General features: G+C 67.9%; 14 protein-coding genes. 8 read left to right on the top strand and 6 right to left on the bottom strand.

Going from position 1 to position 14,102, the window contains the following annotated elements:
- Positions 1 to 39: 39 nt before the first annotated feature.
- Positions 40 to 504, top strand: a complete 465-nt coding sequence (locus J0J01_RS13315; RefSeq protein ID WP_296381291.1) for a hypothetical protein — start codon at positions 40 to 42, stop codon at positions 502 to 504.
- On the opposite strand, the gene xth is transcribed toward J0J01_RS13315, so the two are convergent.
- Genes xth through J0J01_RS13300 form a run of 3 tightly spaced genes read right to left on the bottom strand, consistent with a single transcriptional unit; the run spans position 472 to position 3,412 of the window.
- Positions 472 to 1,287: an exodeoxyribonuclease III gene (gene xth / locus J0J01_RS13310; RefSeq protein ID WP_296381289.1), complete on the bottom strand. Its 816-nt coding sequence runs from the start codon at positions 1,285 to 1,287 to the stop codon at positions 472 to 474. The genes J0J01_RS13315 and xth overlap by 33 nt on opposite strands.
- Positions 1,284 to 2,444 carry a 2-methylaconitate cis-trans isomerase PrpF gene (prpF, locus tag J0J01_RS13305; protein WP_296381286.1) on the bottom strand — a complete coding sequence of 387 codons (1,161 nt, stop codon included), beginning with the start codon at positions 2,442 to 2,444 and terminating at the stop codon, positions 1,284 to 1,286. The genes xth and prpF overlap by 4 nt, the downstream gene beginning before the upstream one ends.
- Positions 2,441 to 3,412, bottom strand: a complete 972-nt coding sequence (locus J0J01_RS13300; RefSeq protein WP_296381284.1) for a tripartite tricarboxylate transporter substrate-binding protein — start codon at positions 3,410 to 3,412, stop codon at positions 2,441 to 2,443. The genes prpF and J0J01_RS13300 overlap by 4 nt, the downstream gene beginning before the upstream one ends.
- Positions 3,413 to 3,489: 77 nt before the next feature.
- Between J0J01_RS13300 and J0J01_RS13295 the strand changes: the two genes are divergently transcribed.
- Positions 3,490 to 3,990 carry a YbhB/YbcL family Raf kinase inhibitor-like protein gene (locus J0J01_RS13295; RefSeq protein WP_296381282.1) on the top strand — a complete coding sequence of 167 codons (501 nt, stop codon included), beginning with the start codon at positions 3,490 to 3,492 and terminating at the stop codon, positions 3,988 to 3,990.
- Positions 3,991 to 4,134: 144 nt separating this feature from the next.
- On the opposite strand, the gene J0J01_RS13290 is transcribed toward J0J01_RS13295, so the two are convergent.
- The gene (locus J0J01_RS13290; protein WP_296381280.1) at positions 4,135 to 4,572 is read right to left on the bottom strand and encodes a GFA family protein; all 438 of its coding nucleotides are present in this window, start codon (positions 4,570 to 4,572) and stop codon (positions 4,135 to 4,137) included.
- 496 nt (positions 4,573 to 5,068) lie between these two features.
- Between J0J01_RS13290 and J0J01_RS13285 the strand changes: the two genes are divergently transcribed.
- The 4 genes from J0J01_RS13285 (at position 5,069) to J0J01_RS13270 (ending at position 9,549) form a co-directional block, all read left to right on the top strand.
- On the top strand, positions 5,069 to 5,479 hold the full coding sequence (locus J0J01_RS13285) for a hypothetical protein (protein WP_296381278.1): 411 nt from the start codon (positions 5,069 to 5,071) through the stop codon (positions 5,477 to 5,479).
- A gap of 83 nt (positions 5,480 to 5,562) precedes the next feature.
- Positions 5,563 to 6,996: a GH1 family beta-glucosidase gene (locus tag J0J01_RS13280; RefSeq protein WP_365736949.1), complete on the top strand. Its 1,434-nt coding sequence runs from the start codon at positions 5,563 to 5,565 to the stop codon at positions 6,994 to 6,996.
- 169 nt (positions 6,997 to 7,165) lie between these two features.
- Complete coding sequence (locus J0J01_RS13275) at positions 7,166 to 9,007, top strand: acyl-CoA synthetase (RefSeq protein ID WP_296381274.1); 1,842 nt, start codon at positions 7,166 to 7,168, stop codon at positions 9,005 to 9,007.
- Positions 9,004 to 9,549, top strand: coding sequence for an NUDIX domain-containing protein (locus J0J01_RS13270; protein WP_365736929.1), 546 nt, complete (start codon positions 9,004 to 9,006; stop codon positions 9,547 to 9,549). The genes J0J01_RS13275 and J0J01_RS13270 overlap by 4 nt, the downstream gene beginning before the upstream one ends.
- Here the strand turns inward: J0J01_RS13270 and J0J01_RS13265 are convergent.
- Together J0J01_RS13265 and J0J01_RS13260 are read right to left on the bottom strand one after the other, a co-directional pair.
- The gene (locus tag J0J01_RS13265; RefSeq protein ID WP_296381272.1) at positions 9,464 to 9,859 is read right to left on the bottom strand and encodes a hypothetical protein; all 396 of its coding nucleotides are present in this window, start codon (positions 9,857 to 9,859) and stop codon (positions 9,464 to 9,466) included. The genes J0J01_RS13270 and J0J01_RS13265 overlap by 86 nt on opposite strands.
- Before the next feature lie 13 nt (positions 9,860 to 9,872).
- The gene (locus tag J0J01_RS13260; protein ID WP_296381270.1) at positions 9,873 to 11,630 is read right to left on the bottom strand and encodes a hydantoinase B/oxoprolinase family protein; all 1,758 of its coding nucleotides are present in this window, start codon (positions 11,628 to 11,630) and stop codon (positions 9,873 to 9,875) included.
- A gap of 83 nt (positions 11,631 to 11,713) precedes the next feature.
- Between J0J01_RS13260 and J0J01_RS13255 the strand changes: the two genes are divergently transcribed.
- A complete protein-coding gene (locus tag J0J01_RS13255) occupies positions 11,714 to 12,568 on the top strand; it encodes a VOC family protein (protein ID WP_296381268.1) in 855 nt (284 codons plus the stop codon).
- Positions 12,565 to 14,100 (top strand): class I adenylate-forming enzyme family protein, encoded by a 1,536-nt coding sequence (locus J0J01_RS13250; protein ID WP_296381265.1) that lies wholly within the window; start codon positions 12,565 to 12,567, stop codon positions 14,098 to 14,100. Before J0J01_RS13255 ends, J0J01_RS13250 begins: the two co-directional genes overlap by 4 nt.
- The last annotated feature ends 2 nt before the right edge of the window (positions 14,101 to 14,102 follow it).

Genomic DNA, 14,102 nt, shown 5'->3' with positions numbered 1-14,102 from the left:
GCTGGATGAACGACCCATCTTTCGATTCGGTTCCAAAAAATGTCACAGCTCGGCCTTTTCGCATCCCAACTGTCCGCAACCGCACCCGCGGGCTTTGCGTATCGTGCCGACGCCTTCACCCCGGCCGAGGAGCGCGCGTGGCTCGCGCCGCTACAGGCCCTGCCGTTCAAGCCCTTCGAATTCCACGGCCATCTCGGCAAGCGCCGGATCGTGTCGTTCGGCTGGCGCTACGACTATGCCGGCCGGCGTCTGCGCGAGAGCGAACCGATGCCGGCGTTCTTGTTGCCGTTGCGTGAACGCGCGGCAGCCATCGCGGGCCTCGATGCCGCGAACCTGGCTGCGGCTGCGCCGCCGGCGCGGCGAGGGCTGGCAGCGCTGGGCGGCGGAGGTCGCGCCGCGCTCGCTGTATCGCCTGAGCCGCGCCGCGCGCCACGCGTGGGAGCACAGCATCCCGCCGGTCGAGACCAAGCGCTACTCGGTCACCTTCCGAACCTTCGTCTGTGATTTGGGCGTCGAGGCCTTGAGCTCGATCCACACCGGCGCGTGATCGCTGGTCTTGTCCCAGCCGCGCACCTCGCGGTCGACGCCGGCCGCGACCAGCCGCCTGGCGACGGCCGGGTTGAGCAGGAAATGGTCGATGCGCAGGCCGGCGTTCCGCGGCCAGGCGTTCCGGAAATAGTCCCAGAAGGTGTAGACGCGCTCGTCCGGATGCAGCTTGCGCACCGCGTCGACCCAGCCCTGCTTCACCAGCTTCGCGAACGCCGCCCGCGAGTCAGGAAGGAACAGCGCGTCCTTGGCCCAGCTCTCGGGCTTGTAGACGTCGAACTCGGTCGGGATGACGTTGTAGTCGCCCGCCAGCACCACCGGCGTCTTGCTCTTCTGCAGCCTGGCCGCGTGCCTGGTCAGGCGCGCGAACCATTTGAGCTTGTAGTCGAACTTCGGCCCCGGTGCGGGATTGCCGTTGGGCAGATAGAGGCAGCCGATCGTGACGCCGCTCGCCGTCGCCTCGAGATAGCGGCTGTGCAGGTCGGCCGGATCGCCCGGCAGGCCCCGCCGCGTCTCGACCGGCGCGCCGCCCCTCGCCAGGATCGCAACGCCGTTCCAGCTCTTCTGGCCGTGCCAGATCGCGCCGTAGCCGGCGTCGCGCAGCGCCAACGCGGGAAACTTCTCCTGCGGCGCCTTCAGCTCCTGCAGGCACACCACGTCCGGCTGCGCCTGCTCCAGCCAGCGCAGCAGCACCGGCAGGCGGCCATTGATGCCGTTGACGTTGTAGGTCGCGATCTTCATGCGGCGGGGACCCGCACCCAACCCTCCATGAGCCGCCGCGCCGAGCGGCTCATCATCACCTTCTTGACCGCCCACCGGCCCGCTTCCTCGCGAGCCTCGGCGCCGACGCTCAGAATGCCAGAGGGATGGCCGAAGCGGACGCGGCCGTCGGCGCCCATCGGCGCCAGGCGACTGACCACCGTGCCCGGGATCGCCACGGCCGCGGCGATCGCCACCGCGCCGGTGCCGGTCATCGCATGGTGCAGAACGCCCATCGAGAAGATGCGTGCCAGCAAGTCGATCGACTCGGGCGTCACGCTCTTGCCGTCCGACGCGGTGTAAGCCGCGGGCTTCGCCACGAACGCGAGCTTGGGCGTGTGCTGGCGCTTCTCGGTCGCCTCCTGTGGAGTCTTCACCAGGCCCATGGCGACGGCGCCGTGCGATCGCACCGCCTCGGCGAGCGCCAGGATCTTCGGATTGCCGTTGATGTCCTTCTGCAGCTCCGCGCCGATGAGTCCGAGCCGCGCGGCATCGACGAACACCGTCGGGTTGCCGGCATTGATCAGCGTCGCCTCGATGGCGCCGACGCCCGGTACGTCGAGCGTGTCGATGCGGTTGCCGCTCGGGAACATCGCGCCGCCTTCTCCACCCTCTTCGTCCGCCGCCGGATCGAGGAACTCGAGCCTGACCTCGGCCGCGGGGAAGGCCACGCCGTCGAGCCCGAAGTCGCCCAACTCCTGCACCGCGCCGTCCTTCATCGGCACATGGGAGACGATCCGCTTCTGGATGTTGGCCTGCCAGATGCGCACCACGGCCGTGCCGTCGGCCGGCGCTGCGACGTAGCCGGCATCGATCGCGAACGGCCCGACGGCCGTCGTTAGGTTTCCGCAATTGCCCGACCAATCGATCACCGGCGCATCGATCGCTACCTGGCCGAACAGATAGTCGACGTCGCTGTCGGGCCGCGTCGACTTCGACAGGATCACGATCTTGCTGGTGCTCGAGGTGGCGCCGCCCATGCCGTCGGTGTGCTTGCCGTAGCGGTCGGGGCTGCCGATCACCCGCAGCAGCACGCGCTCGCGCTCGGCTTCATCGGACGGCAGGTCCTCCTTGCGGAAGAACACGCCCTTGCTGGTGCCGCCGCGCATGTACACGGCGGGGATGCGGAGCTGCTTCATTCGATCTTGATATTCGCGGCCTTGATCAGGGGCCACCATTTTTCCGCGTCGGCGCGATGGCGCGCGCCGAACCCTTGCGGCGTCTGCTCGGCGGCGGACGGGATCTCCTGGCCGAGATCGGTCAGGCGCTTCTGCAGCGCAGGATCGGCGAGGCTCTCGACCAGCGCCGCGTTCAGCCTCGCGATCGCCTCGAGGGACGTGCCCTTGCGCACGAACAGGCCCGTCCAGAACGGCATCTCGTAGCCCGGGAAGCCGGCCTCGCCCATGGTCTGGATGTCGGGCGCGATCTTCCAGCGCTTGGCGCTCAGCAAGGCATAGGCCTTCATCTTGCCGGCCTGCACGTGCGGCAGCAGGTTCGAGGCTTCGAGCGCAGTGAGGTCGATGCGGCCGGCCAGCATGTCCTGGATGGACGGCGCGGCGCCGCGATAGGGCACGAGCTGGAAACGCACGCCGGTCGTGTTGCCGAAGCCGAAGGTCCAGACATGCGCCGGGCTGCCCGAACCGACGGTGGCGAAGGTCGCGGGCTCGGGCCTGGTCTTCATCCAGGTCACCAGCTCGGCGAGCGTGCCGGGCGGCAGATCGGCGCGGCCGACCATCATCAGGGCGGAGATCGAGATCATGCCGATCGGCTCGAAATCGTTCAGCACATCATACGGCGGGTTGTAGACCGCGGCGCCGAAGACGTGGCTGTTGAGCTGGCCCACGCAGAGCGTGTAACCGTCGGCCGCGGCGCGCGCGACCTTGGCGGTGCCGACCGTGCCGCCGGCGCCCGAGGCATTGTCGACGATCACCGACTGGCCGAGCGACCGGGTCATGCGCTCGCCGACCAGCCGGCCCAGCGCATCGGTCGGCCCGCCGGGCGGGAACGGCACGACGAGCGTGACGGGGCGCGAGGGATAGGGCTCGGCCGCGGCGACAGGCGCGTGCAACAACGCGAGCAACGCGAGAACCAAGCTACGGGCAGTCATGAGGTACTCCGTGGCGGGAATACGCGGGACACACGCCGGAACTGCCGCCAGACTAGCGACTTTCTCGGGAGGAAACGATGGCGCTCACCCTCAGCAGCAGCAGCTTCAAGGACGGCGGGACCCTCGCCATGGATCACATCCTGTCGGCGGACTACGGCTTCGGCTGCGGCGGCGGCAACAAGAGCCCGCCGCTTTCCTGGTCGGGCGCACCGGTGGGCACCAAGAGCTTCGCCGTCCACTGCTTCGATCCCGACGCGCCGACCGGCTCGGGCTTCTGGCACTGGGTGGTGGTGAACATCCCGGCCGACGTCAGCGAACTCAAGCTCGATGCCGGCAACCCCGCCGCGAGCCTGCTGCCCAAGGGCGCGCTGCAGACCCGCACCGACTTCGGCAAGCCGGGCTATGGCGGTCCCTGCCCGCCCGAGGGCCACGGCCCGCACCGCTACGTCTTCACGGTGTTCGCCGTGAAGGAAGCGAGCCTGCCGGTCGCTGCTGACACCTCGGCCGCGATAGTCGGCTTCCAGCTCCACTTCAACACGCTCGAGAAGGCGACGCTGACCGGCACGTTCCAGCGCTAGGGTCGTCCGGGGCGTCCACGCCCGAATCCGGCCGGTGACGGACGCGTCCGATGCCGATTACATAAGGGCTTCTTCAGGGATCCGGGAATCCGGCACCACCCGTCAGGCCGGACGAGTCCGGACGCGCCGGACGAGAAAGTGCAATTACCCCGGATTAACCCTAGTACGCCTTGCCCGTTGGGTAGGTTGCGAATCTCGGCCCCGTGGCATCCATGTGGTCCCACGGCTGGGCACTCTTGGCGAAGATGTTGGCTTCGGGCCTGAACCAGCCGGATCGTCGAAGGTGCAGACGCGCACGCCGACGATGTCGGGCCGGGTCGACACCTGCACATAAAGGGGCGTGCCGCAGTCGCCGCAGAAGACGCGCGTGATATCGTTGCCGGAATCGGCCTTGGCGATGTAGCGCTTCGGCGTGCCGCGCACGATGCGGAACGCCGCCGACGGCACGCGCACGGCGGCGACGTGCGGCGCGCCGCTCTGGCGCTGGCAGTCGCGGCAGTGACACTGCAGGGAGAACTGCGGCTCGCCTCCCGATTCGTAGCGCACCGCGCCACACAGGCACCCGCCCACTCGCAGGATCATTGCCTCCTCCTTCCGGCGATAGTATCCGCCGCGATTCAAACGCCCCGTCCGACGCCAGCAAGCCAAACACCGCGGATTCGCTCCTGCAAAATTTGCCGGACAATGTTTTCGACAAACGCACCAGTCTTTGACGAATCGATGGTAAATAAATAATGGACTAACGCCTTGAATTAATTGACTGCCGCTCCATATACATTCTATGAGCAAATACCCTCTGGAATGGGGCTGGCACCATCAGCCCGAACTCGAAAAGACTTCCGCGACTTCCTTCCCGCGAGACGCTTCTCGGACGGGGACCTCAAGAAGAGGACGTCCAGGAAGCAGCCTTGGGCGACCGCCTCTGCGTGAATCATCCGAGGAAGAACGGCAAAACCGCCACACATGCGATTGGAGGACAAAATCTTTGCCGTGACTGCGCTGTTAAGAAGTTGGGATTTGAAGACTTGCCCAGTGACGAGCAGACTGAGGCGATGAAACGTTGGTGCCTCCAACCTGAATGACCGACCGCGAAGCCGCACTTCGAGCGATCTCCGTCGGCGACATCTTCCACGCCAGCGATGGCCTCAAAGACGGGCCGAGCTATCCCTGTCTTGCGCTTCAGGTGCAGGATGACGCCATCTTTGCCCGCCGCATGACGACTCAGTCAGTGCACTGGTTCGACCGCACGACGGGCGCGGAGATCGATGACGATAGAGTCGTCATCGACTCCGTTGAACCGCTACCCGACGACATCCGCGAGATCATGCTCAGCATCGATCGCCTTTTCCGCGAAGCCGAGCACCGGCGCGCCGAGGAGCCGGACTGGGTGCCGGCAGAGAATCATTTCCACCAGTCCAAGGACCAGATCCGCGCCATCCTCTTCATCGCCAAGTTCTACCCGGCCCATCCGCTGCCGCCGCGACAATAGTTCCCGGCTGTTTGCACAGTCTGCGCTGGCACGCGGGCTGCTAAACTCCGGGCGTGACTCAGCCCGCGCTTTCCCGCCGCGCGCTGCTGGCGGCGGGTTCTTTCGCGACTCTCGGTGCGTTCGCGTCCGGTCGTGACCTCGCTGCCCGCACATTCGCCGTGGACCAGCCATCGGCGTTGCGCTTCCCCGACGGCTTCCGCTGGGGCACCGCGACGTCGGCCTACCAGGTCGAGGGCGCGGCGCGCGAGGACGGCCGCGGGCCGTCGATCTGGGACACCTTCTCGCAGACGCCGGGCCGCATCCGCGACGGCTCGACCGGCGATGCCGGCGCCGACCACTATCACCGCTACAAGGAAGACGTGGCGCTGATGAAGGCGCTCGGCACCAAGGCGTACCGTTTCTCGATCGCCTGGCCGCGCCTCTTCCCCGACGGCACCGGCGCGCTCAACCCCAAGGGCCTCGCCTTCTACGACCGGCTGGTCGACGAGCTGCTGGCGGCCGGCATCGAGCCCTACGCCACGCTCTATCACTGGGACCTGCCGCAGGCGCTGCAGGACAAGGGCGGCTGGCAGGCGCGCGACACGGCGCTCGCCTTCGGCGACTACGCCGCCGAGGTGGCGCGCCGGCTGACCGACCGGGTGCGCCACGTCTTCACCCTCAACGAGATGCTGACCTTCGTCGAGCACGGCTACGAAAGCGGCGTGTTCGCGCCCGGCCTGAAGCTCGAGCCGGCGGCGCTCCACCAGGTGCGGCACCACGCGGTGCTGGCGCACGGGCTCGCCGTGCAGGCGGTGCGCGCGCAGGGCCGCAGCGGCACCGAGATCGGACCGGCCGAGAACATGATGATCGCGCTGCCCGCGGTCGAGACGCCGGCCCATGTCCGCGCCGCCGAAGCCGCGACGCGCGAGATGAACGCGCCCTATCTCACGGTGATGCTGGAGGGCCGCTACACCGACGCCTATCTCGCCGAGGCTGGCGCGGCCGCGCCCAAATTCACCGCGCGCGACCTCGAGATCATTGCGAGCCCGGTCGACTTCGTCGGCCTCAATGTCTACACGCCCGGCCACTACGTGCTGGCGAGCGAGGCAGAGCCCGGCTGGGCGGTGGTGCCGATGCCGGCCTCCTATCCGCGCATGGCGTCGGACTGGCTGACGATCGGTCCCGAATCGCTGTACTGGGCGCCGCGCCACGCCGCGCGGCTGTGGGGCGTGAAGGACATCTACATCACCGAGAACGGCACCTCGGCCGCCGACCGGCCGGGACCCGACGGCGTGGTCTACGACATCGACCGCGTCATGTACCTGCGCAACTACCTGACGCAACTGCAGCGCGCGACCGCCGAGGGCGTGCCGGTGCGCGGCTACTTCCTGTGGAGCCTGCTCGACAATTTCGAATGGGCCGACGGCTACGCCACGCGCTTCGGCCTGGTCCATGTCGACTATGCCACCCAGAGGCGCACGCCCAAGCTCAGCGCCTCGTTCTACCGCGAAGTCGTCGCGCGAAACGCCGTGGTCTGAACTCCTCCCCATTCATATGGGGAGGTGTCAGCGTCTTACGCTGACGGAGGGGTCATGAGCTGCAGTCGTGTTGCTGCTCATGACCGCTCCGTCGCGGATTACCGCGCCACCTCCCCATATGAAAGGGGAGGATTGCTAAACATGCCGCCTCTCTGGTCAACTTCGCCACATGAAGATCAGGACGCACGCCGACATCGTCGAACTGGAAAAGCAGCCGGCAACCGAGCGCATCCGGCACACGAACGTGCGCGAGCTGCTGGAGGCGAGCGGCACCGCTTACGCCGACCGTGTGGCGTTCCGCTTCCTCTCCGGCACCACGCCCGGCGACCCGGCGCGCGATGTCACTTACGCCGAGACGCTGCGGCGGGTCATCCAGACCGCCAACCTGCTGCAGTCCTCGGGCATCGGCCCGAACGACACGGTCACCATCCTGATGCCCGGCGTGCCGGAGACCTTCTTCGCCCTGTGGGGCGCGGAGATCGCGGCGGTCGCCAATCCGGTGAACTACTTCCTCAATGCCTCGCAGATCGCCGGCATCATGACGGAGGCCGGCGCCAAGGCCCTGATCGCCGCCGATCCGTCGCTCTTCCCCGACATCTGGCCGAAGGTCGAGGAGATCCGCGCGGCGATGCCCGGCCTCAAAGTCTTCCGTGTCGGCGGTACGGGCACAATTCCTGGCGTCGTCGACTTCGAGGCCGCGCTCGACCGCCAGCCCAGCGACAAGCTGCTGTCGCCCAAGCCGCTCGAGCGCGACACGGTCGCCGCGCTGTTCCATACCGGCGGCACGACGGGACTGCCGAAGCTCGCGCGCCATACCCACGGCGCGCTGGCGCTGGCCGCCTGGACCAACACGCTGATCTTCGATCTCGGGCCGGGCACGGTGATGATCAACCCGCTGCCGCAGTTCCATGTCGGCGGATCGATCGCCGGCGGCCTGGCGCCGCTGGGCAGCGGCTGGACGGTGCTGCTGCCGACGCCGCTCGGGGCGCGCAATCCCAACGTCGTGCGCAACTGGTGGGGCATCATCGAGCGCAACCGGGTGGCGATCGCAGGCGCCGTGCCGACCTCGCTGGCGGCGGTGATGAACGTCTCGCGCGAGGGTCACGACCTCTCGTCGCTCGAGGTCTTCCTCTCCGGCGGCTCGACCGTGCCGGTCGAGCTGATCCGCCGCATCGAGGGCGAGCTCGGCGTGCCTGTGGTCGAGGGCTACGGCATGACCGAGGTGCACTGCTACTCGACCATGAACCCGATGCACGGCGAACGCCGGCCAGGCTCGGTCGGCCTGCGCCTGCCCTACCTCGAGGTGCGCATCGCCGACGTCGCGCCCGACGGCACGATCCGCAGCGACAGCGCGCCCGGCACCATCGGCCATGTGCTGATGCGCGGCCCGCAGGTGACGCCGGGCTATCTCGACAAGCGCCACGACACGGGCGCGATGCTGGCCGACGGCTGGCTCGACAGCGGCGATCTCGGCCGGCTCGATGACGACGGCTATCTCTGGCTGACCGGGCGCTCGAAGGACCTGATCATCCGCGGCGGCCACAACATCGACCCGATCGTGATCGAGGAGGCGCTGGTGCGTCACCCGGCGGTCGAGACCGCGGCGGCCGTCGGCTTGCCCGACCTCCATGCCGGCGAGCTGCCGATGGCCTTCGTGCAGCTCCGCCCCGGCGCCGAGGCGACGCCCGACGCGCTGCGCGAATTCTGCCGCCAGGAGATCGCCGAGCGTGCCGCCGTGCCGGTGCAGGTGGTGCCGATTCCCCAGATGCCGCTCACCGGCGTCGGCAAGATCTTCAAGCCGGCGCTGCGGCTCGATGCAGCGCAACGCGCCTTCGAGGCAGCGCTGGCGCCGCTCAAGGCCGAAGGCGTGAGCGCCGAGGTGATCGTGCGCAACGATGCCACGCACGGCACGCTGGCCGTTGTGCGGATCGACGGCGGCGCGCGCGATGCCGTGGTGAAGCGCTGCGCCGATCTGTTGGGCGGCTTCCAGATCCGCCACGTCGTGCAGTGAAGAAGCGCAGCGCCGGCATCCTTGCCTGGCGCCGGCGCGGCGGCGCGGTCGAGCTGTTCCTCGTCCATCCCGGCGGACCGTTCTGGAAGAACAAGGACGATGGCGCCTGGTCGATCCCCAAGGGCGAGATCGATCCCGACGAGGAGCCGCTGAAGGCGGCGCAACGCGAGTTCGCGGAGGAGACCGGCCAGACGATCGACGGCACCTTTACGCCGCTCGATCCGGTGAAGATCGCCAGCGGCAAGACAATCGAGGCTTGGGCGATCGAGCACGATCTCGATGCGTCATCGATTACCAGCAACACCTTCGAGATCGAATGGCCGCCGCGCTCGGGCAAGCGACAGGCCTTCCCTGAGGTGGATCGCGCGGCGTGGTTCGACGGGCCGACAGCGCTCCGGAAGATCACGCCGGGGCAGGTGCCCCTGCTGGTCCAGCTCCTGGAAAGGCTCGGCGTGCCTACTCCGCCGGTGCCACCGCCGCGCTCGCGGACTCGCTCCGGAACAGCAGCCAGGCGAACAGCAGGACCGACGCGAAGACGATGAGCGAGCCGATCGCGGCAAAGGGCTCGCCCGCCATCGTGCCGGTGTGCACCAGACCGACGCCGATCGCCATCACGACCGTGCCGACCAGCCAGCTCCAGACCTGCACGTGAGCGCGCTTGTCATGCTCCAGCGCCGGATGCAGGCGGTAGTAGAGGCCGAACAGGAACAGACTGACCCAGCCCAGCAGGTTGAGATGGGCATGCGCCGGATGCGCCGAATGATCCTGGCTGATCGCCATGTGCAGGCCCCACAGCATGCCGGCGATCAGGCACAGCACCGCCATCCGGAAACTCAACACTGATGCTTTCATGGTCGCTCCCGCTCTATTCGGCGGCGACCTTCGTCCTGAGGCGCGCCGTCTCGGCATGGTCTATCACGCCGTCCTGTGAAACCGCGACACCGTAGAGATCGCGCGCGGCCGTCACCGAGACCAGGCCCAGCATCACGTCCTCAGCGACCTTGTCGGCCGGGCGCTTGTGCGGGTCGCCATAGCCGCCGCCGCCCGGCATCGAGACGCGCAGGCGCTCGCCGGCCGGGATCGAGGAATGCGCCTTGGGTGGCAGGGTCTTGCCGTCCGCGATCTCGATGTTGCCGTTGGCGCCGGGTTGGCCGCCCAGTCGGCCGCGCGCCGGGAAGACGACGCGGTCGAAGGTCGGCGAGATGCCGAACGGCATGTTCTCGGCGCTGCCGATCTCCATCACCTGGCCGAGGCCGCCGCGATGCTCGCCGGCGCCGCCCGAATCCTGGCGGTACTCCTTCGACCAGATGACCAGCGGCGCCAGCGTCTCGGTGATCTCGACCGGCACGTTCTTCACGCCGCTGGGGAACGCCGTCGCGCTGAGGCCGTCCGACTGCGGCCGCGCGCCGGTGCCGCCGGAATGGAACGACATCACGTTGTAGGGCGTCGCCGTCTTCATCTGCTCGGGCGTCAGCTCGGCGCGGCCGAGCCCGCCCATCAGCCGCAGGTTCCACAGGCACGAGGTGCCCTCGGCCGGCACACCGTCAGGCAGCGCCTGGATCAGGCAGCCGAACATGATGTCGGGCAGCATGTGGCCGATCGTCGAGCGCGCCGCGACCGCCGCGGGATGCTTGACGTTGAGGATGCTGCCCTCGGGCGCCGTGGTGCGGATGGTGGCGAGCGAGGCGTAGTTGTTCGGCACCTTGGGCGCCACGATGCACTTGATGCCGAACGCGGTGTAGGCGTCGGTGTAGCACATCGGCACGTTGAGCCCGAGCGCGACCGTGCCCGGGACGTCGTAGTACTCGACGTCGATGCCGTCCGGTCCGACCGTCAGCCTGGCCTTGAAGGTCATCGGCTTGCCGTTGATGCCGTCGACCGTCATCTCGTTGTGGTAGGTGCCGGGCTTCAGCCGGTTGATCGCGGCGAGGCTCGCGGCGCGCGAATTGTCGAGGATGTGGCTCGCGAGATCGTCGAGATGCTCGAGCTCGAACTCGTCCATCATCGCGGCGAGGCGGCGGCCGCCGACCTCGTTGCTCGAGATCAGCGAGTAGATGTCGCCCAGCACCTGGATCGGCTCGCGCACGTTGGCGGCGATCAGGTCCATCAGCCACTGGTTGACCTTGCCCTTGTCGATGATCTTGGTGATGGGGATGTAGATCCCCTCTTCGTAGACCTGCTGCGCGGCGCCGACGATGCCGCGGCCGCCGATATCGACCACGTGCAGGGTGTCGGCGAAGAAGCCGACCGCCCTCTTCTGTCCATCTGGCCCGCGCCGGAAAGTCGGCGTGACGATCACGATGTCGTTGAGATGGCCGGTTCCCTGCCAGGGATCGTTGAGGATGAAGACGTCGCCCTCGCTCATCTCGGCCAACGGGATCTTGTTCAGCACGTGGCTGACGCTGACCGCCATCGAGTTGACGTGGCCCGGCGTGCCGGTGACCGCCTGGGCGAGCATCCGGCCCTGGCGGTCGTAGACGCCGGCCGAGAGGTCGCCCGCCTCGCGCGTCGGCGTGCCGAAGGCGGTGCGGACCAGCGTCTGGGCCTGCTCCTCGACGACGGCGATCAGGCGGTCCCACATGACCTGATTGGCGATACGGGAAAGCGGATGATTGGGTCTCATGCCCGGCACGTTACCCTCGCCTCGCCCGGGATGACAGGGGCTGTCGAGCCCTGCCAAGATACCCGCCGGGTTGGAGGAAATTCATGACACTGCCGGTGCCGACGCTCGACCACGTGGTGATCAACGCGCGCGACGACATGGACCGCGCTGCGGACATCTACCGCCGGCTGGGATTCACCCTGACCGCGCGCGGCTATCACTCGCTGGGCTCGACGAATCACCTGGCGATGTTCGGCACCGACTATCTCGAGCTGATCGCTGTTCCGAAAAACGCAACATCGGGCCGGCTTGACCTGCTGACCTACTCCTATGGGCTGAACGGTCTGGTGTTCGGCTCCGAGGATTCGGCGATCACCTACGCCGCGCTGGCCAAAGCCGGCCTGCCGTTCGATCCGCCCAGCGAATTCACGCGGCCCGTGCAATACACTGGCGGCCCCAATGGTACCGAAGAGCGCGATGCCCGCTTCCGCACCATCCGCATGAAGGCCGGAGTCGTGCCCTACGGCCGCATCTACTACTGCCACCATTTCACCCGCGACCTGGTCTGGCGCGACGAGTGGCGCCACCATGCGAACGGCACCGTCGCGGTCGAGCGCGCAGTCATCGTCGAGCCCGATCCTGCCGCGGGGGCCAAGCTCTATGCCGACATGTTCGGACCCGAGGCAGTGCGCGACATCCGGAACGGCAAGACGGTCGTGATCGGCAATTCGCGCTTCGACATCGTCACCGAAGCCGAGATGAAGGCCCAACTCGGCGGCGCGGCGCCCGATTCCGATGGCCGCAAGGCGTATATGGCCGCGCTCACCTTGCGCACCACCTCGCTCGCCAAGGCGGCCGCGGCGCTGGAGGCCGGCCAGATTCCGTTCATCCAGAAAGACGACCGCCTCATCGTGCCCGCCAAGGAGGCGATGAACGCGACCCTGGAGTTCACCGAGTGATCGGCGGCATCAGGTACGACAACCAGGGCGACGCTCTATCGCGCGACGTGCCGGCCGAGGCGCTGGCGCTGATCGACGAGGGCGGCAACGGCAGCGAGCGGCGCTACAGCTACGGCGACCTGATGCGGCTGAGCGGTGCGGTCGCGCGCGGCCTGCTGAAGCGCGGCCTGCAGCGCGGCGACCGGGTGGCGATCCTGTCGGCCAATCGCGCCGAGCTCCTGATCACCTTCCTCGGCACCATGCAGGCCGGCCTGGTCTCGGTGCCGGTGAACTGGAAGCTGCCGGCCGAGACCATCGCCTATGTCGTGAACGACTGCGACGCCAAGCTCGCGATCGGCGACGACGCACGGCTCAAGCTCGCGCCCGACTCGGTGCCGAAGCTTTCCTTCGACGGAGATTGGGACGCCTTCATCGCCGACGCGCTCCAAGGAGGTCCGTTCACGCCGCTGGTCATGAAGCCCGCGGAGTCCGCGCTGTTCCTCTACACCTCGGGCTCGACCGGCAAGCCCAAGGGCGTGGTGCTGTCGCACTATTCGCATCTCTGGGTGATGGCCCAGCGGCCGCGCCGGCCGGGGCCGCGAGGTGCCCGCTCGCTGGTGGCCGCGCCGCTCTATCACATGAACGGGCTGGCGATGTGCCAGACCACCTTCAGCCACGGCGACACCGTCGTGCTGCTGCCGCAGTTCACGACCAGGGGCTACATCGAGGCGGCCGCCAAGCACCGGGTCGGCTTCCTCACCTCGGTGCCGACCATGATCGCCATGATGCTGCGCGAGAAGGAGCTGCTGGCGAAGACCGACCTCAGCGCCGTCGAGGCGGTGCGCATGGGCTCGGCGCCGCTCACCCAGGCGCTGATCGACCAGGTGCGCGCGGTCTTCCCGAAGGCTGCGATCAGCAACGGCTACGGCACCACCGAGGCCGGGCCGGTCGTGTTCGGCCCGCATCCCCAGGGCCTCAAGCAGCCCGAGCTGTCGCCGGGCGCGGCCCACCCCGCGGTGCAGCTCCGGTTGGTGCACGACGGCCGCGAAGCCGATGAAGGCGAGCTCGAGATGAAGTGCGGCGCGCTGATGACGCACTATCACAAGCTGCCCGAGACGACGGCCAAGGTGATGACGCCGGACGGCTACTACCGCACCAGCGACGTCTTCCGCCGCGACGACAATGGTTTCTTCTTCTTCGTCGGCCGGGTCGACGACATGTTCGTGTGCGGCGGCGAGAACATCTATCCCGGCGAGGTCGAGAAGATGCTGGAGAGGCACCCCGGCATCGACCAGGCTGCCGTCATCCCGGTGCCCGACACGCTCAAGGGCTACAAGCCCGTGGCCTTCGTGGTGCGCGCCAGCGAGGCGGCGCTCGACGAGCAGGCAGTCAAGACATTCGCGCTCGCCAACGCGCCGGCCTATCAGCATCCGCGCCGCGTGTTCTTCGTCGACGAGATGCCGCTTGCCGGCACCAACAAGATCGACAAGCGCGTGCTGGCCAAGCAAATTCCCGAAGAACTCATGTCATCCCGAGCGGAGCGAGGGATCTAGGA

It is taken from the genome of Reyranella sp. (assembly GCF_017305915.1).
Classification (GTDB): domain Bacteria; phylum Pseudomonadota; class Alphaproteobacteria; order Reyranellales; family Reyranellaceae; genus Reyranella.
Note: the sequence above shows the minus strand (reverse complement) of the source record. Positions and strands in the feature narration are given on the sequence as shown.

Excerpts from the sequence above, each read along its gene's own strand:
- prpF (WP_296381286.1), bottom strand. The coding sequence starts at position 2,444 with ATGAAGCAGCTCCGCATCCCCGCCGTGTACATGCGCGGCGGCACCAGC.
- xth (WP_296381289.1), bottom strand. The coding sequence starts at position 1,287 with ATGAAGATCGCGACCTACAACGTCAACGGCATCAATGGCCGCCTGCCG.
- J0J01_RS13300 (WP_296381284.1), bottom strand. The coding sequence starts at position 3,412 with ATGACTGCCCGTAGCTTGGTTCTCGCGTTGCTCGCGTTGTTGCACGCG.
- J0J01_RS13285 (WP_296381278.1), top strand. The coding sequence starts at position 5,069 with ATGACCGACCGCGAAGCCGCACTTCGAGCGATCTCCGTCGGCGACATC.
- J0J01_RS13255 (WP_296381268.1), top strand. The coding sequence starts at position 11,714 with ATGACACTGCCGGTGCCGACGCTCGACCACGTGGTGATCAACGCGCGC.
- J0J01_RS13290 (WP_296381280.1), bottom strand. The coding sequence starts at position 4,572 with ATGATCCTGCGAGTGGGCGGGTGCCTGTGTGGCGCGGTGCGCTACGAA.
- J0J01_RS13265 (WP_296381272.1), bottom strand. The coding sequence starts at position 9,859 with ATGAAAGCATCAGTGTTGAGTTTCCGGATGGCGGTGCTGTGCCTGATC.
- J0J01_RS13315 (WP_296381291.1), top strand. The coding sequence starts at position 40 with ATGTCACAGCTCGGCCTTTTCGCATCCCAACTGTCCGCAACCGCACCC.
- J0J01_RS13260 (WP_296381270.1), bottom strand. The coding sequence starts at position 11,630 with ATGAGACCCAATCATCCGCTTTCCCGTATCGCCAATCAGGTCATGTGG.
- J0J01_RS13275 (WP_296381274.1), top strand. The coding sequence starts at position 7,166 with ATGAAGATCAGGACGCACGCCGACATCGTCGAACTGGAAAAGCAGCCG.
- J0J01_RS13295 (WP_296381282.1), top strand. The coding sequence starts at position 3,490 with ATGGCGCTCACCCTCAGCAGCAGCAGCTTCAAGGACGGCGGGACCCTC.